29 protein-coding genes are annotated in these 26,095 nt (G+C 66.0%); 16 read left to right on the plus strand and 13 right to left on the minus strand.

The genetic code is table 11. The annotated features are described in order from the left end of the window. Window positions 1-112 precede the first annotated feature (112 nt). The 5 genes from ACSQ23_RS10230 to pyc all read left to right on the plus strand — a co-directional run bounded on the left by ACSQ23_RS10230 (window position 113) and on the right by pyc (window position 7,502). Window positions 113-1,183 (plus strand): glycine betaine ABC transporter substrate-binding protein, encoded by a 1,071-nt coding sequence (locus ACSQ23_RS10230; RefSeq protein ID WP_056003508.1) that lies wholly within the window; start codon window positions 113-115, stop codon window positions 1,181-1,183. Window positions 1,184-1,464: 281 nt separating this feature from the next. Further along, window positions 1,465-2,964, plus strand: a complete 1,500-nt coding sequence (locus ACSQ23_RS10235) for a putative bifunctional diguanylate cyclase/phosphodiesterase (RefSeq protein ID WP_436090534.1) — start codon at window positions 1,465-1,467, stop codon at window positions 2,962-2,964. 17 nt (window positions 2,965-2,981) lie between these two features. Next, window positions 2,982-3,452 carry a GNAT family N-acetyltransferase gene (locus ACSQ23_RS10240; RefSeq protein ID WP_436090535.1) on the plus strand — a complete coding sequence of 157 codons (471 nt, stop codon included), beginning with the start codon at window positions 2,982-2,984 and terminating at the stop codon, window positions 3,450-3,452. 116 nt (window positions 3,453-3,568) lie between these two features. Next, the gene (locus ACSQ23_RS10245; protein WP_244488567.1) at window positions 3,569-3,979 is read left to right on the plus strand and encodes a TIGR01244 family sulfur transferase; all 411 of its coding nucleotides are present in this window, start codon (window positions 3,569-3,571) and stop codon (window positions 3,977-3,979) included. 82 nt (window positions 3,980-4,061) lie between these two features. Beyond that, complete coding sequence (pyc, locus tag ACSQ23_RS10250) at window positions 4,062-7,502, plus strand: pyruvate carboxylase (protein WP_436090536.1); 3,441 nt, start codon at window positions 4,062-4,064, stop codon at window positions 7,500-7,502. 3 nt (window positions 7,503-7,505) lie between these two features. Here pyc and ACSQ23_RS10255 read toward each other — a convergent pair whose 3' ends face one another. The 3 genes from ACSQ23_RS10255 to ACSQ23_RS10265 all read right to left on the minus strand — a co-directional run bounded on the left by ACSQ23_RS10255 (window position 7,506) and on the right by ACSQ23_RS10265 (window position 8,783). Then, on the minus strand, window positions 7,506-7,925 hold the full coding sequence (locus ACSQ23_RS10255; protein ID WP_436090537.1) for an EVE domain-containing protein: 420 nt from the start codon (window positions 7,923-7,925) through the stop codon (window positions 7,506-7,508). 209 nt (window positions 7,926-8,134) lie between these two features. Further along, entirely contained in the window at window positions 8,135-8,443 is a 309-nt protein-coding gene (locus ACSQ23_RS10260; protein WP_436090538.1) for a YkvA family protein, read from the minus strand. A 130-nt stretch (window positions 8,444-8,573) separates the two neighbouring features. Continuing rightward, window positions 8,574-8,783 (minus strand): DUF4287 domain-containing protein, encoded by a 210-nt coding sequence (locus ACSQ23_RS10265; protein ID WP_436090539.1) that lies wholly within the window; start codon window positions 8,781-8,783, stop codon window positions 8,574-8,576. Between the two features lie 146 nt (window positions 8,784-8,929). Between ACSQ23_RS10265 and ispG the strand changes: the two genes are divergently transcribed. Together ispG and ACSQ23_RS10275 are read left to right on the plus strand one after the other, a co-directional pair. Then, a complete protein-coding gene (gene ispG, locus ACSQ23_RS10270; protein ID WP_436090540.1) occupies window positions 8,930-10,168 on the plus strand; it encodes a flavodoxin-dependent (E)-4-hydroxy-3-methylbut-2-enyl-diphosphate synthase in 1,239 nt (412 codons plus the stop codon). After that, on the plus strand, window positions 10,165-10,287 hold the full coding sequence (locus ACSQ23_RS10275; protein ID WP_436090541.1) for a hypothetical protein: 123 nt from the start codon (window positions 10,165-10,167) through the stop codon (window positions 10,285-10,287). Before ispG ends, ACSQ23_RS10275 begins: the two co-directional genes overlap by 4 nt. Window positions 10,288-10,489: 202 nt before the next feature. Here ACSQ23_RS10275 and ACSQ23_RS10280 read toward each other — a convergent pair whose 3' ends face one another. Then, window positions 10,490-11,395, minus strand: coding sequence for a polyprenyl synthetase family protein (locus tag ACSQ23_RS10280; protein ID WP_436090542.1), 906 nt, complete (start codon window positions 11,393-11,395; stop codon window positions 10,490-10,492). A 202-nt stretch (window positions 11,396-11,597) separates the two neighbouring features. On the opposite strand from ACSQ23_RS10280, the gene rpmF reads away from it, so the two are divergent. The 3 genes from rpmF to ACSQ23_RS10295 all read left to right on the plus strand — a co-directional run bounded on the left by rpmF (window position 11,598) and on the right by ACSQ23_RS10295 (window position 14,017). Beyond that, window positions 11,598-11,780, plus strand: a complete 183-nt coding sequence (gene rpmF / locus ACSQ23_RS10285; protein ID WP_055886755.1) for a 50S ribosomal protein L32 — start codon at window positions 11,598-11,600, stop codon at window positions 11,778-11,780. A 106-nt stretch (window positions 11,781-11,886) separates the two neighbouring features. Continuing rightward, window positions 11,887-13,281 (plus strand): class II fumarate hydratase, encoded by a 1,395-nt coding sequence (fumC, locus tag ACSQ23_RS10290; RefSeq protein WP_436090543.1) that lies wholly within the window; start codon window positions 11,887-11,889, stop codon window positions 13,279-13,281. 280 nt (window positions 13,282-13,561) lie between these two features. Next, the gene (locus ACSQ23_RS10295) at window positions 13,562-14,017 is read left to right on the plus strand and encodes a hypothetical protein (protein ID WP_244488559.1); all 456 of its coding nucleotides are present in this window, start codon (window positions 13,562-13,564) and stop codon (window positions 14,015-14,017) included. 317 nt (window positions 14,018-14,334) lie between these two features. On the opposite strand, the gene ACSQ23_RS10300 is transcribed toward ACSQ23_RS10295, so the two are convergent. The 3 genes from ACSQ23_RS10300 to gloB form a co-directional block, all read right to left on the minus strand. Further along, window positions 14,335-14,652, minus strand: coding sequence for a hypothetical protein (locus ACSQ23_RS10300; RefSeq protein ID WP_436090544.1), 318 nt, complete (start codon window positions 14,650-14,652; stop codon window positions 14,335-14,337). A gap of 63 nt (window positions 14,653-14,715) precedes the next feature. Then, window positions 14,716-15,264 (minus strand): GNAT family N-acetyltransferase, encoded by a 549-nt coding sequence (locus ACSQ23_RS10305; RefSeq protein WP_436090545.1) that lies wholly within the window; start codon window positions 15,262-15,264, stop codon window positions 14,716-14,718. A gap of 3 nt (window positions 15,265-15,267) precedes the next feature. Next, the gene (gene gloB / locus ACSQ23_RS10310) at window positions 15,268-16,044 is read right to left on the minus strand and encodes a hydroxyacylglutathione hydrolase (protein WP_056003468.1); all 777 of its coding nucleotides are present in this window, start codon (window positions 16,042-16,044) and stop codon (window positions 15,268-15,270) included. Between the two features lie 91 nt (window positions 16,045-16,135). On the opposite strand from gloB, the gene ACSQ23_RS10315 reads away from it, so the two are divergent. Continuing rightward, window positions 16,136-16,879 (plus strand): class I SAM-dependent methyltransferase, encoded by a 744-nt coding sequence (locus ACSQ23_RS10315; RefSeq protein ID WP_055886738.1) that lies wholly within the window; start codon window positions 16,136-16,138, stop codon window positions 16,877-16,879. A gap of 22 nt (window positions 16,880-16,901) precedes the next feature. Here the strand turns inward: ACSQ23_RS10315 and ACSQ23_RS10320 are convergent, their stop codons facing one another. Next, entirely contained in the window at window positions 16,902-17,228 is a 327-nt protein-coding gene (locus ACSQ23_RS10320) for a hypothetical protein (RefSeq protein WP_055886735.1), read from the minus strand. Between the two features lie 139 nt (window positions 17,229-17,367). Between ACSQ23_RS10320 and ACSQ23_RS10325 the strand changes: the two genes are divergently transcribed. Both ACSQ23_RS10325 and ACSQ23_RS10330 read left to right on the plus strand, forming a co-directional pair. Continuing rightward, window positions 17,368-18,474 (plus strand): pyridoxal phosphate-dependent aminotransferase, encoded by a 1,107-nt coding sequence (locus tag ACSQ23_RS10325; protein ID WP_436090546.1) that lies wholly within the window; start codon window positions 17,368-17,370, stop codon window positions 18,472-18,474. Next, entirely contained in the window at window positions 18,474-19,457 is a 984-nt protein-coding gene (locus tag ACSQ23_RS10330) for a prephenate/arogenate dehydrogenase family protein (protein WP_055886728.1), read from the plus strand. Before ACSQ23_RS10325 ends, ACSQ23_RS10330 begins: the two co-directional genes overlap by 1 nt. A 192-nt stretch (window positions 19,458-19,649) precedes the next feature. On the opposite strand, the gene ACSQ23_RS10335 is transcribed toward ACSQ23_RS10330, so the two are convergent. After that, window positions 19,650-20,657, minus strand: coding sequence for a DUF2125 domain-containing protein (locus ACSQ23_RS10335; RefSeq protein ID WP_436090547.1), 1,008 nt, complete (start codon window positions 20,655-20,657; stop codon window positions 19,650-19,652). Window positions 20,658-20,744: 87 nt separating this feature from the next. On the opposite strand from ACSQ23_RS10335, the gene ACSQ23_RS10340 reads away from it, so the two are divergent. Beyond that, a complete protein-coding gene (locus ACSQ23_RS10340; RefSeq protein WP_436090548.1) occupies window positions 20,745-21,299 on the plus strand; it encodes a gamma-glutamylcyclotransferase in 555 nt (184 codons plus the stop codon). A 155-nt stretch (window positions 21,300-21,454) separates the two neighbouring features. Here the strand turns inward: ACSQ23_RS10340 and ACSQ23_RS10345 are convergent, their stop codons facing one another. The 4 genes from ACSQ23_RS10345 to ftsE all read right to left on the minus strand — a co-directional run bounded on the left by ACSQ23_RS10345 (window position 21,455) and on the right by ftsE (window position 24,530). Then, window positions 21,455-21,799, minus strand: a complete 345-nt coding sequence (locus ACSQ23_RS10345) for a hypothetical protein (RefSeq protein WP_055886718.1) — start codon at window positions 21,797-21,799, stop codon at window positions 21,455-21,457. Between the two features lie 115 nt (window positions 21,800-21,914). Next, on the minus strand, window positions 21,915-22,736 hold the full coding sequence (locus ACSQ23_RS10350) for a lysophospholipid acyltransferase family protein (protein WP_436090549.1): 822 nt from the start codon (window positions 22,734-22,736) through the stop codon (window positions 21,915-21,917). 203 nt (window positions 22,737-22,939) lie between these two features. Continuing rightward, window positions 22,940-23,881: a cell division protein FtsX gene (locus ACSQ23_RS10355; RefSeq protein ID WP_244488558.1), complete on the minus strand. Its 942-nt coding sequence runs from the start codon at window positions 23,879-23,881 to the stop codon at window positions 22,940-22,942. Then, entirely contained in the window at window positions 23,871-24,530 is a 660-nt protein-coding gene (gene ftsE / locus ACSQ23_RS10360) for a cell division ATP-binding protein FtsE (RefSeq protein ID WP_055046533.1), read from the minus strand. Before ftsE ends, ACSQ23_RS10355 begins: the two co-directional genes overlap by 11 nt. Window positions 24,531-24,699: 169 nt before the next feature. Between ftsE and ACSQ23_RS10365 the strand changes: the two genes are divergently transcribed. Continuing rightward, window positions 24,700-25,644: an MJ0042-type zinc finger domain-containing protein gene (locus ACSQ23_RS10365; RefSeq protein ID WP_436090550.1), complete on the plus strand. Its 945-nt coding sequence runs from the start codon at window positions 24,700-24,702 to the stop codon at window positions 25,642-25,644. Next, on the plus strand, window positions 25,644-26,054 hold the full coding sequence (locus ACSQ23_RS10370; protein WP_055886701.1) for a response regulator: 411 nt from the start codon (window positions 25,644-25,646) through the stop codon (window positions 26,052-26,054). Before ACSQ23_RS10365 ends, ACSQ23_RS10370 begins: the two co-directional genes overlap by 1 nt. The last annotated feature ends 41 nt before the right edge of the window (window positions 26,055-26,095 follow it).

The following is a 26,095-nucleotide window of genomic DNA, read 5'->3' on the forward strand; positions in this document are numbered from 1 at the left end:
CGAAGGCGAGTCATCCGCTTTTGATCAAGTGGTAAAAGCCCCGCCGGACATTTGTCTTAAGGGGTTCCGGCCCTATAAGTTCCCCTCTGATCCGTTCCTTGTGCCCGGTCCGATGACAAAGCTGCTGCGCTGCCTCTTCATTCTCGTACTGGCTCTGTCGCTTGAGAGCGCCGTGGCGCAGGAGTCCGTGCAAACCCTCGACCCGCCCGCCGGGGGCGCGGCGGCCGATCCGGCGATCGGCGAGGCGCCGCCTCCGCCGCCTTGCGGCACGCAGCAACTGGCCATCGCGCGCATGGCCTGGCCATCCTCGGCGCTGCTGGCCGAGGTGCATTCGCGGCTCCTCACCGCCAACTATTTCTGCAACGTCGCGGTACAGGAAGGCGACCTGGCCGCCACGGGCTCGTCGATGGGCGCGACCGGCCAGCCGGCGGTGGCGCCGGAGCTGTGGATCGGCCGGATCGCCGATATCTGGAATGCCGCGATGAAGGGCCAGAAGGTGCGGCAGGCCGGAGCGCCCTATGCCGATATCACTTTCGAAGGCTGGTTCGTGCCCGAATACGCCGCGACCCAGTGGCCGGAGGTCACGACGATCGAGGGGCTCAAGGCGCATGCCGCCGATTTCGGCGACGGCAATGGACGCGGCAAGTTCATCTCCTGTCCGGTCGACTGGGGCTGTGCGGTGGTGAACCGCAATATGCTGCGCGCCTACGGGCTCGACCAGCTGTTCGATATCGTCGAGCCGGCCAACCGGTTCGAACTCGATACGCTGATCGCCGAGGCGGTAGGACGGAACGAGCCGATCCTGTTCTATTACTGGCAGCCCAATGCGGTGCTGGCGCAGTTCGCCTTCAAGCCGGTGACGCTCGCCGCCTATGACCGGGATGCGTTCCTGTGCATGGGGCGCACCACCTGCGCTTCCCCGACGCCGACCGGCTTTGCCCCGGACCCGGTCGTGGTGGCGCTGGCCGAATGGGTCTATCTCGACGCGCCGCAGGTCGCGGCCTATTTCGGTCGGGCGCGCATGCCGTTCGCCGAAATGAACCTGATGTTGCAGCAACTGGGCGAGGCAGGAGCGACGGTGGAAACCGTGGCTGACCGGTTTATCGCCGAACGCAGCGAAATCTGGCGACCGTGGGTCGGGTTGCCGCCACTGGAGCCGCCGGCCGAGCCGCCGCCGCAGTAACGCTTCATTAGCCACGCTTGCGGCACCAGGGCGACAGTTGCTGCACTGTCATGAAGCCTGGCTAGCCTGCTTGGCCGATCATTCGGCGCCATCGCCCTAGGCGCTTGTATTCGTTGTCATAATTCTTCGTCGTTAGGCCTTCCGAAAGCTTCTGGGAGGAGGCTGCCGCACGATTGTGCGCGGCAGGCCGCGTGTCATCGATTGTTTTGTCGCGCTTTCGAGAGGGAAAAGTCTCTCAACTTTCCCTGAAAGCGCTCCGGCGGAGCCAGGAGGCCCTTTCGTTGCAACGCCAAGCCTCACTGCAGCATGTCATCAGGACCTACCGGCTGGTGTTCGCCGGGGTTGCGGCGCTGATCGTGGTGACGGGCGTGATCGCGCTCATCGGCTATTTCACCGATCCCCGCGCCATCGAGATGGTGGTGGTGCGGGTGCTGGCCGGCGCCAGCCTGTTGCTGCTGCTGCGCTGGGGCTATGTGCGGCTGCGGCAGGAGCTGGCGAGTGCTGCCGAGGAACAGCGGCAACTGCTCGATCTCGCCTATCGCGACGCGCTGACCGGGGCGCACACGCGTTCGTACTTCTTCAGCGCGCTGAAGCAGAGCCTCTATGGCAACGACCGGCCGGTCGCCTACCTGCAGATCGACATGGACAAGCTCAAGGTGCTCAACGACTCGCACGGCCATGGCGCCGGCGACGCGGCGCTGGTGCACCTGGTGAAGACGCTGAAGACCCTGCTGCCTGATGCGCTGATCGGCCGGCTCGGTGGCGACGAGTTCGGCATTGCGCTCATCGGCCAGGACAGCAGGCCGGCGCTGGTGCGGCTGGGCGACCAAATTCTTGCCACGCTGGGCCAGGCGATCAGCATTGACGGGCGGCCGATCCGGCTCTCGGCCACCATCGGGGTGGCGCTGTGGCCGCAGGACGCGGCCGAGCTGGATGAGCTGATCTCCAAGGCGGACCTGGCGCTCTACAAGGGCAAGAAGGAAGGCCGGGCCGCGACCGTGGCATTCGAGAGCGAACTGATGGCCGACGAGCGGCACAAGCGCTTCGTCGAGCGCGATTTGCGCGCGGCGATCCTGCTCAACGAGCTCGAGCTGCACTACCAGCCGATCTTTGCCGTCGACGGCACGACGCTTTGCAGCCACGAGGCGCTGGTGCGCTGGCAGCACCCGGTGCGCGGGCAGGTGCCGCCCGGCGATTTCATCGGCATTGCCGAGCAGTCCGACCTGATCGACAAGCTGGGCGACTGGGTATTGCGGCGCGCCGCGGCCGATCTCGCGGCGCTCGGAACGCCGCATGTCGGCATCAATGTTTCCGTGGTGCAGCTCAGGCGCGGCGATTTCGCCGAGCGCTTTGCCGATATCCTGATGGAGGCCGGAATCAGCGGCAGCCAGATCGTCATCGAGATCACCGAGTCGCTGCCGCTCAAATCCGGGACGGTGGAACTGAGCAATATCGAGGCGCTGCGGGCTCTTGGGGTGCGGGTGGCGATCGACGATTTCGGCAGCGGTTTCGCCAGCCTCGAATATCTCAGGGGCTTTCCGTTCGACATCATCAAGATCGACCGCTCATACGTCGCCAACCTGCCGGGCAGCCGGATCGACGGGCTGATCGTCACCTCGATCGCCAAGATCGCGCAGTCGATGCAGGTCGAGGTGATCGCCGAGGGGGTGGAGACCGCCGAGCAGTTGCAGTTCCTGCAACAAGCCGGGGTAACGGCGCTGCAGGGCTATTTGCTGGCCCGGCCGGAACCGCTGCGGTCGCGCTTTGCTTCCGCCGCCTGAGGGCGTAGCTCTAGGCCATGATCACCCAAGACCCCATCAAGATCCGCATCGCCGAGCCGCATGAGGCGGGGGCCATTGCTGCCATCGTGGTGGCAGCCTATGCCAAATGGGTGCCGCTGATCGGGCGCGAGCCGATGCCGATGCGGGTCGACTACGAGAAGGCGGTGCGCGAGCACCGGTTCGACCTGGCGGTCGAGGGAGAGACCATTCTCGGGCTGATCGCGACGGTGCCGCACCCCGACCACCTGTGGATCGACAATGTCGCGGTGGCGCCGGCGGCGCAGGGCCGTGGCATTGGGCGAATGCTGCTGGCCTCTACCGAGCAGCGAGCGATCGCGGCCGGTCATCCCGAACTGCGGCTCGTCACCAACGGAGCGTTCGAGAGCAATGTCGCGCTGTACACGCGGATCGGGTTCGTCGTGGACCGGATCGAGGATTTCCTCAACGGCAAGGCGGTTTATATGCGGAAGCCGTTGCACGAGACCTAATCCAAAGTCGTGAGACTTAGGGCTGGCGCTGGCGCGCCTTGCCTCCCGACGAGGCCGATGTCTATAAAGGCTTCCGGGAAGACCCAGGCATATCTATCGGAGTATGTGATTTGGACGTGAAGCGGATCAACGACCACGTGAGCGTGTCCCCGCAGATCAGCCCCGAGGATGTGGCCGCCATCAAGGCCCAGGGTTTCGTCGCTATCATCAATAACCGGCCGGACGGGGAATCCCCGGACCAGCCTTCCGGCGCGACGATCGAGCAAGCGGCGCACGACGCCGGCCTCGCCTATCACTACATTCCGCTCGGCCGCGAGGGCATCAGCGCCCAGATGGTCGAGGAGACCAAACAGGTGCTCGAGGGGAGCACCGGCCCCGTGTTCTGCTACTGCCGTTCCGGCACCCGCTCGACGACCCTGTGGGCGTTGAGCCAGGCCGGCAAGGCGCCGGCCTCCGAGATCATCTCGGCGGCAGCGAATGCGGGTTACGACATGTCCCACCTCGCGGGACATCTGAGCCAGAAATAGGGGCAGCGGCCCCTCGGGCCGCGGCCCTCGTCTCCCTTGCCGGCACTCGCGTGCCTCGCCCCCTCCTGCTCGGGTTAAATCGATGCCGATCAAGAAAATCCTTGTCGCCAACCGCAGCGAAATCGCCATCCGGGTGTTTCGCGCCGCCAACGAACTGAACATCAAGACGGTCGCCTGCTATGCCGAAGAGGACAAGCTGGCGCTGCACCGGTTCAAGGCCGACGAAGCGTACCTGATCGGCAAGGGCAAAGGCCCGGTCGAAGCCTATCTGCAGATCGACGAATATATCCGCATCGCCCGCATCTCGGGCGCCGACGCGATCCACCCGGGCTATGGCCTGCTCTCGGAGAGCCCCGAGTTCGCCGACGCCTGCGAGGATGCAGGGATCATCTTCATCGGGCCGCGGGCCCAGACGATGCGCGACCTCGGCAACAAGGTGGCGGCGCGCAACATGGCGATCGCCTCCGAGGTGCCGGTGGTGCCGGCGACCGAGGCGCTCCCCGACGACATGAATGAAGTGAAGCGCATGGCCGCCGCGATCGGCTATCCGCTGATGCTGAAAGCGAGCTGGGGCGGCGGCGGTCGCGGCATGCGCCGGATCATGGACGAGTCGACGCTGGTCCACGAAGTCTCCGAGGGCAAGCGCGAAGCCAAGGCGGCGTTCGGCAAGGACGAGATGTACCTCGAAAAGCTGATCGAGCGGGCCCGCCACGTCGAGGTGCAGCTGATCGGCGACGACCACGGGAACCTCGTGCACCTGTTCGAGCGCGATTGCTCGGTGCAGCGGCGTAACCAGAAGGTGGTGGAGCGCGCGCCGGCGCCGTATCTCAGCCAACAGGTGCGCGACGACCTCACCGGCGCGGCGATCCGGCTGGGCCAGGCGGCGAACTACCGGGGCGCTGGCACGGTCGAGTTCCTGCTCGATGCCGATACCGACAAATTCTACTTCATCGAAGTGAACCCGCGCATCCAGGTCGAGCACACGGTGACCGAAGTGGTCACCGGCATCGATATCGTGAAGGCGCAGATCCGGCTGCTCGAGGGCGCGGTGATCGGCACGCCCGAATCCGGCGTGCCGAAGCAGGAAGACATCCGGCTCAATGGCAATGCCATCCAGTGCCGCGTCACCACCGAGGATCCGGAGCACAACTTCATTCCGGACTATGGCCGCATCACCGCCTATCGCGAGGCGACCGGGTTCGGCGTACGCCTCGATGGCGGCACCGCCTATGCCGGTGCGGTGGTCACCCGGTTCTACGATCCGCTGCTCGAAAAGATCACCTGCTGGGCGCCGACCGCTGACGAGGCGATCGCCCGCATGCACCGGGCGCTGCGCGAGTTCCGCATCCGCGGCGTCGCGACCAACCTGGCGTTCCTCGAGAACATCATCACCCACCCGGATTTCATCGAGAACCGCTACACCACGCGGTTCATCGACACGACGCCGGCGCTGTTCGATTTCAAGCAGCGGCAGGACCGGGCGACCAAGCTCCTCACCTATATCGCCGACGTCACCGTCAACGGCCACCCGGAAGTGCGCGACCGGCCGCGGCCGCCGGCCGACGCCGCGGCGCCGGTGGTGCCCGAATACGAGCCGCTGATCGTCGTCGAGGGATCAAAGCAGATTCTCGACCGTGACGGGCCCAAGGGCCTGGCGCGCTGGATGAAGGCGCAGGAACAGGTGCTGTTCACCGACACGACGATGCGCGATGCGCACCAGTCGCTGCTCGCCACCCGCATGCGCTCGTTCGACATCACACGCATCGCCCGGGCCTATAGCCGCGGGCTGCCGAACCTGTTCTCGCTCGAATGCTGGGGCGGCGCGACGTTCGACGTGTCGATGCGCTTCCTCAACGAAGACCCGTGGGAGCGGCTGGCCGCAGTGCGCGAGGGCGCACCCAACATCCTGACGCAGATGCTGCTGCGCGGTTCGAACGGCGTCGGCTACACCAACTACCCCGATAACGTGGTGAAGTTCTTCGTCTCGCAGGCGGCGAAGGGCGGGGTCGACGTGTTCCGCGTGTTCGACTGCCTCAACTGGGTAGAGAACATGCGCGTCTCGATCGACGCGGTGATCGAGGCCGACAAGGTCGCCGAAGGCGCCATCTGCTATACCGGCGACCTGCTCGACCCCGATCGGGCCAAGTACGACCTCAAATATTATGTGGGGCTGGCCAAGGAGCTCGAAGCCGCCGGCGCGCACGTGCTGGGGCTCAAGGATATGGCGGGGCTGCTGAAGCCCGCCGCGGCCAAGAAACTGATCGAGACACTGAAGCAGGAAATCGGCCTGCCGATCCATCTGCATACGCACGACACCTCGGGCGCGGCTTCCGCGACGATCATGGCGGCGGTGGATGCGGGCGTCGATGCGGTCGATGCGGCAATGGACGCGCTGTCGGGCACGACGTCGCAGCCGACGCTCGGCTCGCTCGTCGCGGCGCTGAAGGATGGCCCCCGCGCCCCCGGGCTCGACCAGAAGGTGATCCGCGAGATCTCGTTCTACTGGGAAGCGGTGCGTAACCAGTATCGCGCCTTCGAGAGCGACCTGAAGGGCGGCGCGTCGGAAGTGTACCTGCATGAAATGCCGGGCGGGCAGTTCACCAACCTTAAGGAGCAGGCCCGTTCCCTTGGTCTGGAAAGCCGTTGGCACCAGGTGGCGCAGACCTATGCCGACGTGAACCAGATGTTCGGCGACATCGTGAAGGTGACGCCGTCGAGCAAGGTGGTGGGCGACATGGCGCTGGCCATGGTGTCGGCCGGGCTGACCCGCGCCGATGTCGAGGACCCGCAGCGCGATATCGCCTTCCCGGATTCGGTGGTCGGGTTCTTTGCCGGCGACCTGGGCCAGCCGCCGGGTGGCTTTCCCGCCGCCCTGCAGAAGAAGGTGCTGAAGGGCAAGAAGCCGCTGACCGAACGGCCGGGCTCATACCTCAAAGACGTCGATCTCGAGGCCGAGCGCAAGAAGGTAGTCAAGGATATCGGCGGTGAGGTCGATGACAAGCGGCTCGCCTCGTACCTGATGTATCCCAAGGTGTACGCGGACTTCGTCAAGACGCAGGACAAGTACGGCCCCACCGAGGTGCTGCCGACGCCGATCTATTTCTATGGTCTCAAGGAGGGCGAGGAAGTGTTCCTCGACCTCGAGAAGGGCAAGACCCTGGTGCTGACCTACCAGGGCCGCACCGAGACCAACGAGAAGGGCGAAGTTCGCGTCTTCTTCGATCTCAACGGCCAGCCGCGCACCATCACCGTACCGGACCGGCTGAAGGTCGGCGAGGTGAAGGTCCGGGCCAAGGCGGCCCTGGGCGATGCCAAGCAGATCGGCGCGCCGATGCCGGGCGTGATCTCGTCGCTGGGCATCAAGGTCGGCGACAAGGTGGTGGCCGGCGACGTGCTGCTGTCGATCGAAGCGATGAAGATGGAAACCGCCATCCACGCCGAAGCCGACGGCATTGTCGCCGAGGTCACGGTGAAGCCAGGCGACCAGATCGACGCCAAGGACCTCTTGGTCCGGTTCGAATAAGCCTCAGACTTCCGCGCCCATTGCCGTGGCGATGGTGCGGAAGTCGCTCTCACTGATCTCGAACAGGCCGAAGCGCATCTGGTAACCCCAGTTGGCCCTGCCACGGGTGAACTCGAGCCGCTCGAGCAGTGGCGCGATCGGGGCTTCCGCCGCCTCGACGTAATCGACATTGCGCCGCCAGGGCGTGAAGTCGCCGCCCATCACGCCCTGGTAGAGCGCTTCGTCGCGCACCCGGCCAATGGTGGTGAAGCTTTGCAGCCGGTCCTTGCCGCCGATGGTCTCGGCCGGCGAGTAGTAGGTGACCCCATCGCCGGCGCGGATGCGCTGCAACGGGGCTTTCTTGCCGTGGTTGACCTGCATGAAGCCGGCGCGCCCGCGACGGGCGTGTTCGGCTGAGGCCACTGCAATCCAGTACTTGGTCATGGTCGGTCTCCGTCATCGCGGAGACCCTGGACCCGGGAGCTGTCAGTTTTCGGCAGTGGTGAGCACAGAATGGCGCTTGCCGTCCATCGCCCCACGCGCAGCCTAGAGGACTGGCGACCGGTCCAGCAGCCCGTCGAGGAAGCTCGCCAGCCAGTGTTTCAGCGACTGGGGTTTCACGCGGCCATACTGTTCTGAGCTGAGCGCCATGGTCAGCGCCGGCGATAGGTGCCGTCGATCTCCTTGGCGCCGTCGGCCGTACGCCGGTAGATCGGCGCCTTCTGCGGCAGCAGCTTCACGATCAGGCTGACCAGCAGCGGCACGACGATGAAATCGTCGACCCAGCCGAGCAGCGGGATCACGTCGGGAATCAGGTCGATCGGGCTCAACAGGTAGGCCGGCACCAGCAGCATCAGCGCCTTCAGGTGCACCGGCGTCTCGGAAGAGACGAAGGCCTGCCAGAGGGTAACGAGTTCCTTACGGAAGGTGAGAAAGCGGGCGAGGAGCGAGAACCTGTTCATGGGCTAGAAATGGTCTCGGCCGACGGCTGCTTCAAGGGGCGGTGCAGCTGGTCGCAGGCCCCGCCTGAAATCTTGGAACTTGCATTGCCGCTGGTCGAGAGCGAGGCGATCGCCGTTGCCCGAGACGGTGTTATTTCAGTCCGGCGCGATCCTTCAGCAGCTTGACGATCGCCATGGCGTGGCCGTGCCCGAGGCTGTAATCGGCCTTCAGCCAGTCGGTAATCTGGGTGGCTTTTGTTCCGGCTTTGGTGAAGCCTTTCGCGGTAGCGAGGCTGATCCACTGGTCCGGAGTGACGCCGGTCTGCTTTTCAATGTTGTCGAGATAGGCTTGGAAGGTCATGGGCGGCTCGCTTCAATCGGTCACGCAATCGTAACATTGCGCCCTCAACCTCAAAGGCCTATTTGCTGAGGCGACAAGTCCACGATTGTCGCGCTTTCGAGCTGGAAGAGTCTCCTGTTCCTGCTGAAGCGCTCCAGGGGTTTTCGATGAGCATTTCTCCCCGCCGGCACTCGGTCGGCGTCAATGTCGGTGGCGTGATGGTGGGCGGCGGCGCGCCGATCGTCGTGCAGTCGATGACCAATACCGATACCGCCGATATCGAGGCGACAGTGCGCCAGGTGGCGCAGCTGTGGCGCGCCGGCTCGGAGATCGTCCGCATCACCGTCGATCGCGACGAGGCGGCGGCAGCCGTGCCGCATATCCGCGACCGGCTGGCGGCGCGCGGCGTCAATGTGCCGATCGTCGGCGATTTCCACTATATCGGCCATAAGCTGTTGACCGACCATCCGGCGGCGGCCGAGGCCCTGGCCAAGTACCGGATCAACCCGGGCAATGTCGGCTTCAAAGCCAAGCGCGACACCCAGTTCGCGACGCTGATCGAGCTGGCGATGAAATACGACAAGCCGGTGCGCATCGGGGTCAACTGGGGCTCGCTCGATGAAGAGCTGCTGACCCGGCTGATGGACGAGAACTCGGCCTCGACGACGCCGGTTTCGGCGGCTGCGGTGCAGCGCGAGGCGATCATCCAGTCGGCGCTGCTCTCGGCGCAACGGGCCGAAGAGCTCGGGCTTGCCCGGGATCACATCATCCTCTCGACCAAGGTGTCGGACGTCCAGCACCTGATCGCGGTCTACCAGGACCTCGCGGCGCGCTGCGACTATGCGCTGCACCTGGGGCTGACCGAGGCGGGCATGGGCTCGAAGGGCATTGTCGCCTCTTCGGCGGCCATGGGCATCCTGCTGCAGCAGGGGATCGGCGACACCATCCGCGTGTCGCTGACGCCCGAGCCGGGCGGCGACCGTACGCAGGAAGTGCGGGTGGCGCAGGAGCTGCTGCAGACCATGGGCTTCAGGCAGTTCCTGCCGGTGGTCGCGGCCTGCCCGGGCTGCGGGCGCACCACGTCGCAGACTTTCCAGGTGCTGGCCAAGGAAATCCAGGACCACCTGAGTGCGTCGATGCCGGAATGGAAGGAACGCTATCCGGGCGTCGAAAGCCTGTCGGTGGCGGTGATGGGCTGCATTGTCAACGGCCCGGGGGAGAGCAAGCACGCCAATATCGGCATCTCGCTCCCCGGCACCGGCGAAACCCCGGCCGCACCGGTGTTCGTGGATGGCCAGAAGGTCGCCACGCTGCGCGGCGCCGACGTCGCCGAGCAGTTCAAGGTGATGGTCGCCGACTATATCGAGAAGCGCTTCGGCACGGCCGAAAAGACCGCAGCCGAATGAGCCGCCTGCGCGAGTGGCTGTTCACCGGCGAAGCGGCGCGGCGGCGCTGGCTGTGGCTCGGCGTGCTGGCGCTGCTGCTCATCGTGCTGTGGCTGACGGGCAATCTCAGGCAGCAGTAGGGCAGCGGGCGGCGGCTCGCCTTTGGAGTCCTGTGTCCAGGACCTCTCTGGCGCCGGTGCGGGCTGACCCCCACCCCTGTCCCCTCCCCGCAAGGGGGAGGGAGACCATAACACTAATATCGCAGTCAGCGTCTCCCTCCCCCTTGCGGGGAGGGATCAAGGGTGGGGGTCCACAGCCACCAGCGCTAACAGTGATCAGCCGCTAGCTCTCGCGTTCGGCAACGAACCGGGCAGTGGCGCGGAGGCCATCGGCTCGGTGGTCGAAGGGGAGCAGTGCGGTGAGCGCGTCGTGGATGACCTCGCCGAGCTGCCGCTGGGCGGCTTCGACGCCGATGCGGGCGACGATGGTCTGCTTGCCCTTTTCGGCGTCCTTGCCGGTGGCCTTGCCCAGCGCTTCGGCGGAGGCGGTGACGTCGAGGATGTCGTCGGCGAGCTGGAAGGCGCGGCCGGCAGCTTCGGCGTAGCTGGTGAGATGTGTGAGGTCGGCGTTCGAGGCGCCACCGAGGATGGCCCCGATCCGCACTGCGGCACGGATCAGCGCACCGGTTTTCATCGCCTGCATCTGGGCGATGGCGCGCTCGGTGAGGAAACTCGTCTCGCCCTCGATGTCGCGCATCTGGCCGCCGACCATGCCGCCGGCTCCGGCGCAGGTTGCGAGCTCGGTGACGAGACGAACACGAATGGCGGGATCGGGATGGGTGGCCTCATCGGCGAGCAGGCCGAAGGCGTGGGTCAACAGCGCATCGCCGGCGAGGATGGCGGTGGCATCGTCATAGGCTTTGTGGACAGTGGGCTGGCCGCGGCGCAGATCGTCGTCGTCCATGGCGGGCAGGTCGTCATGCACCAGCGAGTAGCAATGGATCATCTCGACGGCGAGGCCGGCAGGGATGGTCGTGGCAGGCGCGGTGCCGAAGACGCCGGCGGCCTGGCGAACCAGCAGGGGACGGAGGCGTTTGCCGCCGTTGAGACTGCCGTGGCGCATCGCCGCGATCAGGCGGTCGGCCGGGATACCGGGGCCAGAAAGGGCAGGTGCAGTGAGCAGATCGTCGAGCGCCTGCTCGATATCGCTGGCAGTGCTGGCGAGTTCGTCGGGAAAGCTGTAGGTCACGTTGGAGCGTCCGGGAGGGTCGAGCGCTTGTAGCGGATTTGCACTGGTGCAGGAACTGCGCCCCAAACCCTGAGATGAGCCAATTTCGCCCCTTCCCATCCGTGCGATTGTGCTCTATAGACGCCCCCAATTCCCGACAGACCCTGTCTGTTAGACGCCGGAACGCCTTCGGCGAAACGCTATTGATCCAGGAGTAACAACCATGGCAGTGCCAAAGCGCAAGACCTCGCCGATGAAGCGCGGGTTCCGCCGCTCCGCCGATGCGCTGGCCACCCCGGCCTATGTCGAAGACAAGGACTCGGGTGAGCTGCGTCGTCCGCACCACGTCGATCTGAAGACCGGCATGTATCGCGGCCGGCAGATTCTGCAGCCCAAGAGCTCGTAAGCCTTCGGGCCGGCGCTCCCTTGCGCACCAAACGCTAGATATTTCACGGCCGGCTCCCAACTCAGGGAGCCGGCCGTTTCCATTTGTTCCAGAGGTTTTTCCGGCTATGGGCACGCGCGTCGAATCGGATTCCATGGGCACGATCAACGTGCCGTCGGAAAAGTACTACGGGGCGCAGACCGCCCGCTCGCTGGCCAATTTCGACATCGGCGGCGAGAAGATGCCGACCGAGATCATCCGGGCCTTCGGCATCCTGAAGAAGGCAGCGGCGCTCGCCAACCACAAGCTGGGGCTGATGGACCAGGCGACGCGCGACCTGGTGGTCGCGGCGGCCGACGAGGTGATCGCCGGCAAGCTCGCCGAGCACTTCCCGCTGGTGGTGTGGCAGACCGGCTCGGGCACCCAGTCGAACATGAACGTCAACGAGGTGATCTCGAACCGCGCCATCGAGATGGCCGGTAGTGTGATGGGCTCGAAGAAGCCGGTGCACCCGAACGACCACGTCAACATGAGCCAGTCGTCGAACGATACCTATCCGACGGCGATGCATATCGCGGCGGTCGAGGCGATCGAGAACTACCTGGTCGACCGGGTCATGCTGCTCAGGAATACGCTCGACGCCAAAGCGACCGAGTTCATGGGCGTGGTGAAGATCGGCCGCACGCACCTGCAGGATGCGACGCCGCTGACGCTCGGGCAGGAGATTTCCGGCTGGGTAGCGCAGCTCGACCTGGCGCTGAAGGCGATCCGTGCCACGCTGCCGCAGCTCTATGAGCTGGCGCTGGGCGGCACCGCGGTCGGCACCGGGCTCAATGCGCATCCGAAGTATGGCGAGACGGTCGCGGCGGAGATTGCGACGCTGACCGGGCAGCCATTCGTCACCGCGCCGAACAAGTTCGCGGTGATGGCCGGGCACGATGCGTTTGTCGGATCGTCCGGCGCGCTGAAGCAGCTGGCGGCGGCGCTGATGAAGATCGCCAACGACGTGCGCTGGCTGGCCTCCGGCCCGCGCTCGGGCCTGGGCGAGATCACCATTCCGGAAAATGAGCCGGGCTCGTCGATCATGCCGGGCAAGGTCAACCCGACGCAGGCAGAGGCGACCACCATGGTCGCGGTGCAGGTGATGGGCAATGACGCGGCAATCGGCATTGCGGCGAGCCAGGGCAATTTCGAGCTCAACGTGTTCAAGCCGGTAATCGCCTACAACTTCCTGCAGTCGGTACGGCTGCTCGCCGATGCGGCCAAGAGCTTCAACGATCACTGCGCCGTGGGGATCGAGCCGGACCGTGACCGGATCAAGCAACTGGTCGATCAGTCGCTGATGCTGGTGACGGCGCTGAACCGCAAGATCGGCTATGACAATGCGGCCAAGATCGCCAAGCATGCGCACAAGAAGCGTTCGACGCTGCGCGAGAGCGCCATCGAACTGGGCCTCCTCACCGGCGAGGAATTCGACGCTGAAGTGAAACCCGAGCAGATGGTCGGCCCGCTCAAGCTCTGATCCTCGGAGTCCTTGAGCAGACCCACTGCGATCTCCCCAACTACGATGTCATCCCAACGCAAGCTTGGACCCATTTATCCATTTGCGCGGGCTGTGAGTTGGGTCCCAGCTTTCGCTGGGATGACAGCCGGTGGGTGGGTCAGGGACCAGGCCCAGCCGCTCGGCTGGCGCAGCCCATCACGTGCTCAAGAGCACATCAGTGCGAAAGCGCACGGCGGGGCTGGCGGGGGCGGCCCGGCTTTGGCATTGTGCCCCGCACTAACCGATCAGGGAACGCGCCATGTCCGACAATACGGTATTCATCCCCCAGGGTGGCCGCGCCGCGCGCAACGGCGCCTTCATTCCGCCGCTGCTGCTGATCCCGCTGATCGCCTATAACTTCTTTGCCTTCCTGTTCATGGGCGGCAATCCGGCGGGCTGGAGCCAGCAGCTGTTGACCATTCCGATGGTCTCGGGCGTCTCGTGGTCGCTGACGGCCGGCGACCTGATCCTCGTGGTGGGCCTCGTCTGCCTGTTCTTCGAGGTGCTGAAATCCACCAATACCGGACGCAACTCGGTGATCGAGCATATGCTCTCGGTGGTGGTGTTCGTGATCTTCCTCGTCGAGTTCCTGCTCGTCGGGGCAGCGGCGAGCTCGGTGTTCTTCATCCTGATGATGATGGCGATCGTCGATGTGGTGGCGGGCTTTACCGTCTCGATCACCGGCGCCGGCCGCGACGTGACCATGGGCGGCTGAGGCCGCCCGAAGAGCCCCAATCACAGTGTCATCCCGGCGAAGCCCATAAGTCGCAAAGTTATTGCCGTGCCCACCCACCGGCGTCATTCCCGCGAAGGCGGGAACCTAGTGGGATGCTGCGGTGCCGGTGGAGGCTGAGAGATCGCACTGGGTCCCCGCCTTCGCGGGGATGACGCCGGTGGTATGGCGGGCCCACGGTGTTGCAGGCGGTGCCTTGGGATGGGCCAAGGATCATTTCGGCATCTCAGGATGGGCCCCGGCCTTCGTCGGGCTGACACCGTGGATGCGGAAAGTTCGAGCCCTCGTCGGGCAACAGCTCAGGTGACGATGGTCTTGCGGTAGCCGGCGGGCATGCGCCGGACCGTGATCTTGCTGCCATTGGCATAGGCGTCGACCGCCTGCCCAACCGGGGCGCGGCGGCGCTCGCGCTGTGGCGCGAGGTGCTGGCGGGCGGCGATCAGCTGGCTGAGGAAATCGGCGTGGGCGGGGGTGTGGACGAGCATCAGCCGCTCACGTGGCGCTTCCTGCACCACCGGCAGCGTGAATACCTGCTTTGTCGTCCCGTTGTCGTCCATCGCCTCGGCCTGGTGTCGGTCCGGCGCGACGGCCTCGTTAGGCTGCCTCGCTCGGACCATGGGAGTAACGTCGCCATGACCGGGAGAGGTTGCAATGTTTCGTTGGCAGTTTCCCGTGTTTCATCAAGAAAGGGTTAACCGCATCACGTGCCGGCGGGTACCGGCTTTCCCCACCTCGACGAAGCCCAAACCCTCGAAGGCAGGGACAAACCCCATGAAACGATAGCTGGGGGACGAAGGGGCAACAGGGTAGGCTTCGAGGATACTGGCCTTGCGCTTCCGCGCATGGGCAATGGCGGCGGCGATGAGCTGGCGACCGAGCCCTTCACCGCGGAACTGCCGGCGGACATACATGCAGGTGAGCGACCAGATCGCTTCGCCCGCCTGTTGGTCAGGGCCGCCGAGGTTGCGGAAGCTGTCCCGCGGCGCGATCGACACCCAGGCCACCGGCTCGCCATCGGCATAGCCGAGCAACCCCACCGGCACGCCAGCCTCGATGCGGCCGAGGATCTGCTGGCGCCGCGCCGGCCCCTTGTTGTCCTTGATCTCCTCGGGCGTCGCCCGCCAGGTCATGCACCAGCAGGGTTTGGGCCCGCCCGGGCCGGCAAACAGCGTTTCGAAATCCCTGGCCGTTGACCGGGTCACCGGCTTGAAGGCCAGCTTGTCGGGCATCCGCTACCCTTTGAATTCGTCCTTGGCCTTGCGTAAAGCGGCGAACACCTTGGCGGGTTCCGCATCGGCGGCCAGGCCCATGGCCTTGGCCAGTACCGGCTGATCGGCGCGGAGGAACGGGTTGCTGGCCTTTTCGAGCCCCAGCGTCACCGGAATGGTGTACTTGCCGGCCTCGACCATGCGCTTGACCTCGGCGGCGCGGATATTGAGCGCCGGGTTCTTCGGGTCGACGCTCAGGGCAAAGGCGGCGTTCGAGGCGGTGTATTCGTGGCCCGGATAGACCAGCGTATCGTCGGGCAGGGCGCGCAACTCCTCCAGCCCGTTCCACATCGGGCCGGGCTTGCCCTCGAACATGCGGCCGACGCCGAGCGAGAACAGTGCATCGGCGGAGAACAGGTGCCGGCCGGACGGGTCGTAATAGACGATGTGTCCCAGCGTATGGCCCGGGGTCTCGATGACGATGAAGTCGGTATCGCCAAGCGACACGGTATCGCTGGCCGAGACCAGCACCTCGAGCCCGAGGATCTTCGAAGCCTCGGCCTTGGGACCGACGACGCGCACCCCATATTCACGCTTGAGGGCCGGAATGCCTTCGACGTGGTCGGTGTGGTGATGGGTGATGAACAGGTCGGTCAGCTTCCAGCCGCGGCGCTGCAGCGCTTCCTTGATGGCCTTGGCGTCCGGCGCGTCAATCGCGGCGGTGCGGCCGCTGGCGACATCGTGGACGAGGTAGCCGAAATTGTCGGAACGGCAGAGGAAGGTGTCGATCAAGAGGGGCACGTGGGGGAGTCTCCGGGTCAGGCGCGCGCCGCGCGGGTGGCATGCGGCAGCGAAGCATGACAGAAACTAGAGAAGGTTCTCGGACAACGCCATGACCTCGCATGTCGAGCGGCTGATCGGCTTCTACAAGTCGCCCCTGGGAAAGATTTCCCGCGCCCTGCTGCGCGAGGAGGTGCTGCGCTTTGCCGGCAATGTGCGGGGCTTGCGGGTGCTGGGGCTGGGTTTTGCCACGCCCTATATGCGCTTCACCCTGGAAAAGGCCGAACGGGTGATCGCCGTGATGCCGGCCCGGCAGGGCGCTTCGGCCTGGCCGCGCGAAGGCCCGTCGCATACCGTACTCTGCGACCCGCTGGAACTGCCGCTCACCGATGCCGCCGTCGACCTGATCATTGCGGTGCACGCCTTCGAGCATGTCAGCGACACCGAAGAACTGATGCGCGAGCTGTGGCGGGTTTCGGCGCCCAATGCGCGGCTGATCGTCGTGGTGCCGAAACGCCGCGGCACCTGGTCGTCGATCGACACGACGCCCTTCGGCGACGGACACCCGTTCTCGCGCGGGCAGCTGGAGCGGTTGCTGCGCGACCACAGCTTCGTGCCCGAGCAATGGCGCGATGCGCTCTATGTGCCGCCGTCGCAGCACGCGCTGGTGCTCAAATCGACGCGCTTTTTCGAGCGGGCCGGCCGGATGTTCGGGCCAACCTTTGCAGGTGTCCACTGCGTGCTCGCCCGCAAGGAGCTGTTCCCGGCGGTGCCGCGGCGAAAGAAAGCCGAGCGGCTGATCAAGGTGCCGGCCCTCGCGCCGCAGGCGGCGATGAAGCTGCCGCGAGAGCGCTGACGAGCCGAATTCTTGCGCCGGCCTAGAGCGCGCTCTCGACGTTCATTTCCGGCCTCAGATGGACCGCGACCTCGCCCGACCAGGGCTCGGTGACGCCGCGACCGCCGCCAAGATCTTCGAGCAGCCCGCGGAAGCGGTCGAGCATGGCGATCATCTGGGGCCGGGACTGCACCAGATTGCTCATCTCCGCCCAGTCGCCGACGACACAGAAGTCGCGCTCACCGGTCTTGACCACCCAGAAATTGCGGAGGCCCGCCATGTCCGAGCTGACGATATCGCGGTGGAGGGCGATGAACTCCTCCTCGCGGCCCGGCTTTACCCGCATATGCACGATGTTCATTGCCGTCATCGGATCCTCCTCCGTCTCGACAAGTACGCCGCGCCCTATCCTAGCAGATGTCGGGGCAACTGGGGCCGGGATTCCTTTGCAAGCGTGGGCGCCATCCCCTATGGTCCGGCCGATTTTTGACCCGGCTTCCCCCTCAGACATGACCGACACGCCCAAACGCCCCGTCCCGCAGCCCGGCATCCTGAAGATCGCGCCCTATGTCCCGGGCCGTTCCGACACGCCCGCCGGCGTCAAGCTGGTCAAGCTCTCGGCCAACGAGTCGCCGCTGGGGGCCAGCCCCAAGGCGATCGAAGCGGTGCGCGAGGCGGCTGGTCGGATCGAGATTTACCCGGAAGGCTCGTCGCGCGAGCTGCGCATGGCGCTGGGCGAGGTGCACGGGCTGGCGCCGGACCGCATCGTGTGCGGTTTTGGCTCGGACGACATCCTCCACCTCCTCGCCCAGGTCTATCTCGGCGACGGCGACGAAGCGGTGATGAGCCAGTATGGCTTCAACGTCTACCCGATCATCACCCGCGGCGCCTCGGCCGAGATCATCATGGTACCCGAGACCGACTACCGGGCTGATGTCGACGCGCTGCTTGCCGCGGTGACGCCGCGCACACGGATGCTGTTTCTCGCCAACCCGAACAATCCGACCGGCACCTACCTGCCGGTCGCCGAGGTCGAGCGGCTGCAGCGCGGGCTTCGGCCGGACATCCTGTTCGTTCTCGACAGTGCCTATGCGGAATACGTCACCGCCGAGGATTACTCTGAAGGCATCGACCTGGTGAACGCGTCGGACAATGTGGTGATGGTGCGCACCTTCTCGAAGATGGGCATCGCCGGCGAGCGGGTGGGCTGGATGTACGGGCCGGACCATGTGGTCGATGCGGTCAACCGCATCCGCGGGCCGTTCAACGTGTCGCTGTCGGGGCAGGCGGCGGCCGCCGCCGCGGCGCGCGATATCGCGTTCACCGCCAGGCTGCGCGAACATAATGCACGCTGGCGCAGCTGGCTCACCGGGGCGCTCCAGTCGAACGCCATCCGGGTGCCGCCGAGCCAGGGCAATTTCATCCTCGCGCTGTTCGAAGACGTGGCGACGGCGAAGGCGGCGTTCGCCGCGCTGCGCGATAAGGGCCTGTTGGTGCGCGAAATGCATGGCTATGGCATACCCGAGGGCTTACGCATCTCCATCGGGCTCGAGGAGCATATGCGCGCCGTGGTGGAAATTCTGAAGGCGTTCGGGGCGCCGGGGGCAAGCAGCTGATGTTCGAAAAACTCACCCTTATCGGCATCGGCCTGATCGGCTCGTCCATCGCCCGGGCGGTGAAGCTCAAGGGCCTCGCCAAAACCATTGCCATCACCACGCGCAAGTCGGCGACGCTCGAGGAGGCGCGGGCGCTGGGGCTGGGCGACATCTACACGCTCGACGCCGCCGAGGCGGTCGAGGGCGCCGATCTCGTCATCCTCTGCACTCCGGTCGGCGTCTATGCCGACGTGATGCAGCAGATCAGCGGGCGCCTAGCGCCTGGCGCCATCCTCTCCGATGTCGGTTCGGTGAAGGGCCAGGTGATGAAGGCGCTGGAGCCGATGGTTCCGGCGGGCGTGCACTTCATCCCCGGCCACCCGATTGCCGGCACCGAGCATTCCGGCCCGTCCGCCGGCTTCCCCGATCTGTTCGTCGGGCGCTGGTGCGTGCTGACGCCGAAGCCGGAAGTGGATGCGGTGGCGGTCGACCGGCTGGTGTCGTTCTGGGGCGCCCTCGGCTCGAACGTCGAGGTGATGGATGCCGCGCACCACGACCTGGTGCTGGCGATCACCAGCCATGTGCCGCACCTCATCGCCTACAATATTGTCGGCACGGTCGCGGATCTGGAAGCGGCAACGCAATCAGAGGTGATCAAGTTCTCGGCCTCGGGATTCAGAGATTTCACCCGTATTGCCGCCAGTGACCCGGTGATGTGGCGCGACGTGTTCCTCACCAACCGCGAGGCGGTGCTGGAGATGCTCGGGCGCTTCCTCGAGGATCTGTCGAGCCTGCAGCGCATGGTACGGGTCGGCGATGGCGAAGGCATGCAGGCGCTGTTCACCCGCACCCGCGCCATCCGCCGCTCGATCATCACCGCCGGCCAGGAAACCGCGGCGCCGGATTTCGGCCGCCCGCACGGCACGCCGGAAGCCGCCGTGGTCCCGCCGACCGACGTGTCGCCAGTGATGGTGCGCGAGCATGGCGGCGGCGAAGACGCCTGATGCTTCCGCCACTGCAGGCTAGTTTCTGAGGTTTGTGCTCTTGGCCCCACCCCCTCCCATCCTCCCCCATCAAGGGGGAGGTGCCGTTCGGTGCTTGGGGCGAGATCCAGGGAAAATCCACCGGCCCAACACCTCCCCCTTGATGGGGGAGGCTGGGAGGGGGTGGGGCCGCAGGCGCGATGACGCAAGGCGTCAGAACAGCGGCAGCAACTGTGCAAAAGGCACGGCGAGCAGTTTCACCTGGCCATCGGTGATGGTGAGGCTGTTGTGGAAGCTGCCATCGGCATTGGGGGCGCCGCGCAGCATGGCGAGCTGCATCACCGGCAGGAACTGGGCGAAGCGATCGAGCACACCCTTGGTGGTGTAGCTGATCTCGCCCTCCGGGTAGCCGCCGCCATTGAGCTTCAGTGTGCCTGAGATCTCGAAGCGCTCGTCGGGCTGCGGCTGGCTGCCGGCCAGTTTGGTCAGGGTCAGCGCCCCACCCGCGGCCTGCCAGCGGCGCAGCGCATCGGGCTCACCGAAGGCGCGAAGATCGTCAGGTATGGCGGTGAGCTCGACTTCGGCGCTGGTGTCGGCGGCTGCGACCTGCAGCCCTGGCAGGTCCAGCGCCGTGGTCGAGAGGTAGCCGCGGAGCGCTGCAGTGCCGGCGGCCTTGTCGTGCAGTTCGGGGACATCGAGCAGGTGCGCTTCGAGGTGCTTGCTGCGCGCCTCGACGATCTCGCCGGCGACGGTATCGGTGAGCGTGAGGTCGTCGGCCACCAGCGAGAAGCGGGCGATGCGCCAGCCTTCGCCGCTGAGGCCGCGCATCAGGTCGGTCGAGGTGAGCCGCAGGCTGCCTTCCATGGCGCCGAAATCGAGCCGGCGCTGGCTGCCCGAAAAGGCGTCGGCAAGGCCGAACGGCGCCTTGGCCGAGAAGATCAGGTGCGATGGCGCGTAGACCAGCACCGAACCCTTGAGACCGGCGAAACTGGCCGTGAGGTCCTGATCGACCAGCGTGGCGTCGAGGCATTCGAGGTCGAAGCGGAACGGGAAACCGGAGACGTCGAAGGTGCCGCAGGTGAGCTTCGGGGCGGTTTCGCCATCGGCCCCAGCCAGGAGCCTGACCTGCCGCGTTGCCTCACCGGCGGCCCAGAGCCAGCCGGCGGTCCACAGCCCGACCAGGATGACCACCGCGATGGCGAGCCACATGAACTTCCGCAACGTCAGGTCTCCCATTCCGGCGCACCGATTGCGCGGCGCGGACCGTATCGGTAGGAACGTGACCGCGGCAAGGCGAGTGGACGTTTCGTGCAGCAGAATTCAACGCATTGGGTGTTCGGCTACGGCTCGTTGATCTGGCGGCCGGGCTTTGCCTTCCTCCGGCAGATGCCGGCGCTGCTGCGCGGCGTGCATCGCCGGCTCTGCGTCTACTCCTACCGGCATCGCGGCACCGAGGCGCAGCCGGGGCTGGTGTTCGGACTGATGCCGGGCGGCTCGTGCCGTGGCATGGCGTTCGAGGTTGATGATGCGGCGTGGGACGGGGTGCACGCCTATCTCAGCGAGCGCGAGATGGATCGCGGCGTCTACCGCGAGGCGACGCGGCAGATCGAACTCGCCGATGGCGACCTGGTGCCGTCGCTGGCCTTCCTCGCTGACACACGGCACCTGCAATATGCGGGCAAGCTCGCCATTGCCGAGCAGGTGCGGATCGTGCGCGCCGGGGTGGGTGAGTCCGGCGCCAACCCGGAATATGTGCTGGAAACAGCACGCAAGCTGCATGAGCTCGGGATCAGCGACCGCTATCTCGACGAGGTGGTGGCGGCGCTGAACGGCACAGATGTGCCGGTGGTGGCGGGGGCTTAGGGGCTGACTGCAGCAGACGGCCCCCTCCCGGCCTCCCCCATAAAGGGGGAGGTGAAGGAAGGTTGGTGCTTTCGACGAAATCGTGCCCCACGCACAGGTGCGGCACCTCCCCTTTATGGGGGAGGATGGGAGGGGGCCGTCTCTCTCGGTTGTCCTCAGGCGGCGCTCAGTCCGATGATCGGTTCGGCGCCTTCGAGATCCCACACCACGGTGAGCCGTTCGATAGCGTCGGCGCTGGTTTCGACGTGGAAGACGCGGTCGGCGCAATCCATGGCGAGGCGGAAGCGGGCACGGCTTACCGGGTCTTCGACGAGATCGGCAGCGCCGCCCGCCCACATGACGTGCGGGCCGAGCGCGATCAGGTAAAGCTCATCGGCCTTGAAGCTGAAATCGTCGAAGCGCAGCGGCTCGAGCGCGTAGAAACGGCCAGAGCGGCCGCGCCAGTTCACCGGATGCGCGGTGGCATGCTGCAGCAGCGTACGATCGAGTGTCGGCACCATGCCCCCGGCTCCTTCGATACAAGGCGAAAGAGAACGAATATAGAACAAATTTGAGCTAAATGTCAAGCACCGCCCGGCGTGACATCTACACCTATGGGCTGCGTCGCTGATTCCGTCAAGATGTAGTGGTCTCGAGCGGTCCGGGCGCTATCCCTTGCTTCAGCTTCTCGAGCCGGTCGCGCAGCTCGGGGCTGATCGGGCGGCTCAGGCCCTCATCATAGGCCTGAAGGATCAATCGGTTGGTTTCGCCTTCGATCGCCGCGATCAGGCGGCCGCGAAACTCCTCGACCGCGAGGCCGGGCGGGATGGCGGGGAGGAACCGGGCGCGGGCGGTGCCGGGCCAGAGCAGCAGGCTGTTGCGGCCCCAGAACAGGCCGGAGTTGAGCGCCACCGGCACCACCGGAATGTTCAGGCCCTCATAGAGCCGGACCACGCCGTAGCGATAGTCGTAGGACTCGAGCGGTGCTTTGCGCGTGCCTTCGGGGAAGATGATGATGCGGGCGCCGTTGGCGAGCGAGCGGCGGGCGTCGGAGAGCATCAGCGGGATGGCGTCGCCGCCTTTCGAGCGATCGACGCGGATGGTGTCGAAGGCCATTGCCGCCTGGCCGAAGAACGGGATGTCGATCAGCTCCTTCTTGGCAATGAAGGCGGGACGCCGCGCCCCGGGCAGCAGCGCGAAGATGTCCCAGTCGCTCATGTGCTTACTGGCAATAATGCAGGGCCCATCGGGGATGTTCTCGATCCCCTCGACGTCGGTCTTGATGCCGGCGATGAGCCGCAAGGCCAGGATGTGCGAGTGGATCCAGTAGAGCGCCAGCGTCCAGCCAAACCTGGTGCGGCCCCAGAGCGCGCTGATGCCGACGACGATCGCCAGCACCACGGTCTGCAGGTAGAACACCGCGTAGAACAGCAGCGAGCGCAACGCCTGGCCGAGCAAAGTCGATCCTTCCCGTTTTGCGCCGGAGGGTGCCTGCTACGACGCTGGCGAACAAGCGAGAAATCGGCGCGTGGGGCCACCCCCACCCTTGATCCCTCCCCACAAGGGGGGAGGGAGACGCTCTCACCTATACCGTGCACCTATCGCCTCCCTCCCTCTTGGGGGGAGGGATCAAAGGGTGGGGGTGGCAGCAGCCATCAGGCTCAGGATGTCTTCTGCAGGAAGCGGCGCACCGTCATGCGCGAGGTGATGGCGGTCAGCGCGGCGATCACCGGCACCACGGCGAGGATGCCGAACATGCCGTCGATGCCCAGCGCAAAGCGGCCGAACAGGATGCCCAGTTGCTGGCCGGCCTCCTGCGGCACCATCGAGCCGGCGGCGACGCCGACCAGCAGGAAGAACAGTAACGCTGCGAGGCCGCCGAAGATGCCGCCGCGGAAGCCGATGGTGAGGAAGCGGCCCTGGAACTCGCCGGCGATAAAGCTGTTCGAGGCGCCGATGAAGTGCAGCACGTCGACGATCTCGCGGTTCGACGCCATGGTGCCGCGCGTGGCGAAGATGATGGCGAGCACCGTGGCGACGACGATCAGCGTCAGCACCAGGAGGCCCGATGCGACGATGGTGCCGGCCATGACATTGAGCTGCTGGCGCCAGGCGGCGTGGGTATCGAGGCTGGCGCCTTTCACCGCGGAGAGGTCGCGCTGCAGCTTGTCCACGTCGGCCTCGGCGGGGTCGGCAAGCTGCACGACGACCAGCCGGGGGATATCGATGGCGGTGAGATCGAGGCCGGCGCCGAGCCAGGGCTCGAGCAGTTTCTGGCTCTCTTCGAGCGTCAAGGCGCGCGCCGAGGCGACACCGGGCGTGGCTTCGGCCAGCGCCACCGCAGTGCGGAGGTTCGAATCCATCACCTCGCCCTCGACCGGGCGGATCTGGATGGTCATCTCGCGGCCGACATCGGAGGACCAGGCGATGGCGGATTTCTGCACCAGCACCACGCCGCCGAGCGTCACCCCCGACAGGAACGTCATGATGGCGATCAGCAGCACCAGGGTGCGGCCGGAGACCGAGCGCTCCGGCACAATGGCGGCAGCGCGTTCGCGGTTCTCGATCCCGACGAAACGGGGGAGCTTCAGCTCAATCGGCAAAGACGATCTCCCCCTCGTTGAGGATCATACGCGGAAAGGGGAAGGCATCGAGCAGCGGCAGCTCGTGCGTGGCGAGGATGATGGTCGTTCCCATCTTGTTGAGTTCGGCGAACAGCCGCACCAGCCGCAAGGACAGTTCAGGGTCGACGTTACCGGTGGGCTCGTCGGCGAGAAGGATGTCCGGGCGGCCGATCACCGCACGGGCGATGGCGGCGCGCTGCTTCTCGCCGCCCGACAGCACCGCCGGCAGCGCATCGAGGCGCTGGCCGAGGCCGACCCACTCGAGCAGCTCGGTGACGTTGGCGCGGTAGCTCGCCTCGGGTTCGCCGAGCACGCGCAGCGGCAGCGCCACGTTCTCGAAGGTGGTGAGGTGGTCGAGCAGGCGGAATTCCTGAAACACGATGCCGATATGGCGGCGCATCTGTAAGAGCGCATCCTGGTCGAGCGAGGAGGTGTCCTTGCCGAACAGGGTGACCCGCCCGCGGGTCGGCCGCAGTGACAACAGCAGCAGTTTCAGCAGCGAGGTCTTGCCCGACCCTGAGGGGCCGGTGAGGAAATGGAACGTGCCGGGTTCGATGCGGAAATTGAGATCGCGGAGGATCTCGGGCCCCTGCCCATAGCGCAGGCCGACATTGGAGAACTCGATCACCGGGCCATCCGCTCCGAATCAGTTGAGAGGCATCATAACAGCGGCATCCCGCCGGGGCGGGGTTCTCACCCATAATTCAGCCCAAATCTTGGTCGGCCGAAGCCTCGGCCGCGGCAGTTTCGACGTTCGGGTTTGAGGAAACTTAACCCGGCGCCGCTAGCTTTCGTCCATGCGTTCACCCCAGCCAGCGACGGTCGTCATCGCCTGCCCGCATTGCGGCACGCGTTACCAGGTGCCGCCCGAGACGCTCGGGCCGCGCGGCCGGCAGGTCAGCTGCGCGCATTGCGGCAAGGCCTGGATGGCGGAAGCCCAGATGGCGCCGCCGGACGACGACAAGCTGTTCACCCCGACCGAGGAAGAGGCGCTCGACCGCGAGTTCAAGGCGATCGAGCATCGCACCGGCATCGCCGAAATCCCCGCTTCGCTGCGCGGCGTGATGCCGGATGGAGCGCCGCCGCCGGAGGTGGTGCGCTCGATCGCCGAGATCAAAGCCGCCATCGCCCCGAAAACCGGCGAACCGACGCCGGCCCCCGAACCTGCAGCAAAGCCCACGGCGGCCGAACGGGCGGCCAACGGCAAACTGGAGAAACGGCAGCGCGCAGTGGCGCGCCGGCTGCCGGCGGCGAAGTTGTTCCGGATGATCCGCATCGGCGCGGTCTGCCTGCTGGTGGCGGTTCTCGCCGGTGGGCTGCTGTTCCGGACCGAGATCGTCAAGCTGGCGCCGTCGATGGCCGGGGTTTACTCGGCGCTCGGCATGGGCGTGAACGTGGTCGGCCTGGAGTTTTCAGACGTCTCGACGGTGATGAGCCGGCGCGGCGACAGTGACGTGATCAGCGTCACCGCCACTATCCGCGGCGTCGAAGCGCGCGGCGTGGTGGTGCCGCCGGTGGTGGTAAGCCTCCTCGATGCGCATGGCGCGCCGCTCTACCAGTGGAGCGTCATGCCACCGGCTCCCGATGTCGAGCCGGGCGAGGCCGTGGCCTTTTCCGCCGAACTGGCGTCGCCGCCCAAAGGCGCGACGCAGCTGCGCCTGGGCTTTGCCTCGAGCCGGCAGAACGTCGCGGCGATCCCGCCCGTGGCGACCAAGGAAATTATTGAAGAGACGGTACACTGATGGCCAGAATCCTGCTTGCCGAAGACGATGACGGAGTGCGGGCGTTCGTCTCGCGCGCCCTCGCTCACATGGGCCACGATGTGGTGGAAGCCGAGGATGGCGGACTCGCCGCCGAGGTCATGCAGGAAGAGCAGGGGCGCTTCGACCTGTTGCTCTCCGACATCAAGATGCCGGTGATGGATGGGATCGCGCTGGCGCTCAACGTCGCCTCGGCCTGGCCCGAGGTCACCATCATGCTGATGACCGGCTTTGCCGACCAGCGCGAGCGCGCGCACGGTCTCGACCAGCTGATCTACGACGTGATCCCGAAGCCCTTCACGCTGGCGCAGGTGCTGGAAAAGGTCGACGACGCCCTTGCCGGCCGGCCGCCGGAGATTATCTCTTTGGCACGTCAGGCGATGATGGGGTGAACGTGGGCATCGTGGGGCTCCCTTCGGTCCCTTCTCCCCTC

The organism is Devosia sp. LjRoot16, assembly GCF_964252795.1.
In the GTDB taxonomy this organism is placed as follows: domain Bacteria; phylum Pseudomonadota; class Alphaproteobacteria; order Rhizobiales; family Devosiaceae; genus Devosia_A.

What these genes read in the sequence shown, in the direction of transcription:
- ACSQ23_RS10315 (WP_055886738.1), top strand. Translation starts at nt 16,136, where the DNA reads ATGACCTCGCATGTCGAGCGGCTGATCGGCTTCTACAAGTCGCCCCTG.
- rpmF (WP_055886755.1), top strand. Translation starts at nt 11,598, where the DNA reads ATGGCAGTGCCAAAGCGCAAGACCTCGCCGATGAAGCGCGGGTTCCGC.
- ACSQ23_RS10325 (WP_436090546.1), top strand. Translation starts at nt 17,368, where the DNA reads ATGACCGACACGCCCAAACGCCCCGTCCCGCAGCCCGGCATCCTGAAG.
- ACSQ23_RS10230 (WP_056003508.1), top strand. Translation starts at nt 113, where the DNA reads ATGACAAAGCTGCTGCGCTGCCTCTTCATTCTCGTACTGGCTCTGTCG.
- ACSQ23_RS10265 (WP_436090539.1), bottom strand. Translation starts at nt 8,783, where the DNA reads ATGACCTTCCAAGCCTATCTCGACAACATTGAAAAGCAGACCGGCGTC.
- ACSQ23_RS10330 (WP_055886728.1), top strand. Translation starts at nt 18,474, where the DNA reads ATGTTCGAAAAACTCACCCTTATCGGCATCGGCCTGATCGGCTCGTCC.
- ACSQ23_RS10240 (WP_436090535.1), top strand. Translation starts at nt 2,982, where the DNA reads ATGATCACCCAAGACCCCATCAAGATCCGCATCGCCGAGCCGCATGAG.
- ACSQ23_RS10345 (WP_055886718.1), bottom strand. Translation starts at nt 21,799, where the DNA reads ATGGTGCCGACACTCGATCGTACGCTGCTGCAGCATGCCACCGCGCAT.
- ACSQ23_RS10305 (WP_436090545.1), bottom strand. Translation starts at nt 15,264, where the DNA reads ATGCCCGACAAGCTGGCCTTCAAGCCGGTGACCCGGTCAACGGCCAGG.
- ACSQ23_RS10295 (WP_244488559.1), top strand. Translation starts at nt 13,562, where the DNA reads ATGTCCGACAATACGGTATTCATCCCCCAGGGTGGCCGCGCCGCGCGC.
- ACSQ23_RS10365 (WP_436090550.1), top strand. Translation starts at nt 24,700, where the DNA reads ATGCGTTCACCCCAGCCAGCGACGGTCGTCATCGCCTGCCCGCATTGC.
- ACSQ23_RS10275 (WP_436090541.1), top strand. Translation starts at nt 10,165, where the DNA reads ATGAGCCGCCTGCGCGAGTGGCTGTTCACCGGCGAAGCGGCGCGGCGG.
- ACSQ23_RS10370 (WP_055886701.1), top strand. Translation starts at nt 25,644, where the DNA reads ATGGCCAGAATCCTGCTTGCCGAAGACGATGACGGAGTGCGGGCGTTC.
- ACSQ23_RS10300 (WP_436090544.1), bottom strand. Translation starts at nt 14,652, where the DNA reads ATGGTCCGAGCGAGGCAGCCTAACGAGGCCGTCGCGCCGGACCGACAC.
- ACSQ23_RS10260 (WP_436090538.1), bottom strand. Translation starts at nt 8,443, where the DNA reads ATGAACAGGTTCTCGCTCCTCGCCCGCTTTCTCACCTTCCGTAAGGAA.
- ispG (WP_436090540.1), top strand. Translation starts at nt 8,930, where the DNA reads ATGAGCATTTCTCCCCGCCGGCACTCGGTCGGCGTCAATGTCGGTGGC.
- pyc (WP_436090536.1), top strand. Translation starts at nt 4,062, where the DNA reads ATGCCGATCAAGAAAATCCTTGTCGCCAACCGCAGCGAAATCGCCATC.
- ACSQ23_RS10255 (WP_436090537.1), bottom strand. Translation starts at nt 7,925, where the DNA reads ATGACCAAGTACTGGATTGCAGTGGCCTCAGCCGAACACGCCCGTCGC.
- fumC (WP_436090543.1), top strand. Translation starts at nt 11,887, where the DNA reads ATGGGCACGCGCGTCGAATCGGATTCCATGGGCACGATCAACGTGCCG.
- ACSQ23_RS10320 (WP_055886735.1), bottom strand. Translation starts at nt 17,228, where the DNA reads ATGACGGCAATGAACATCGTGCATATGCGGGTAAAGCCGGGCCGCGAG.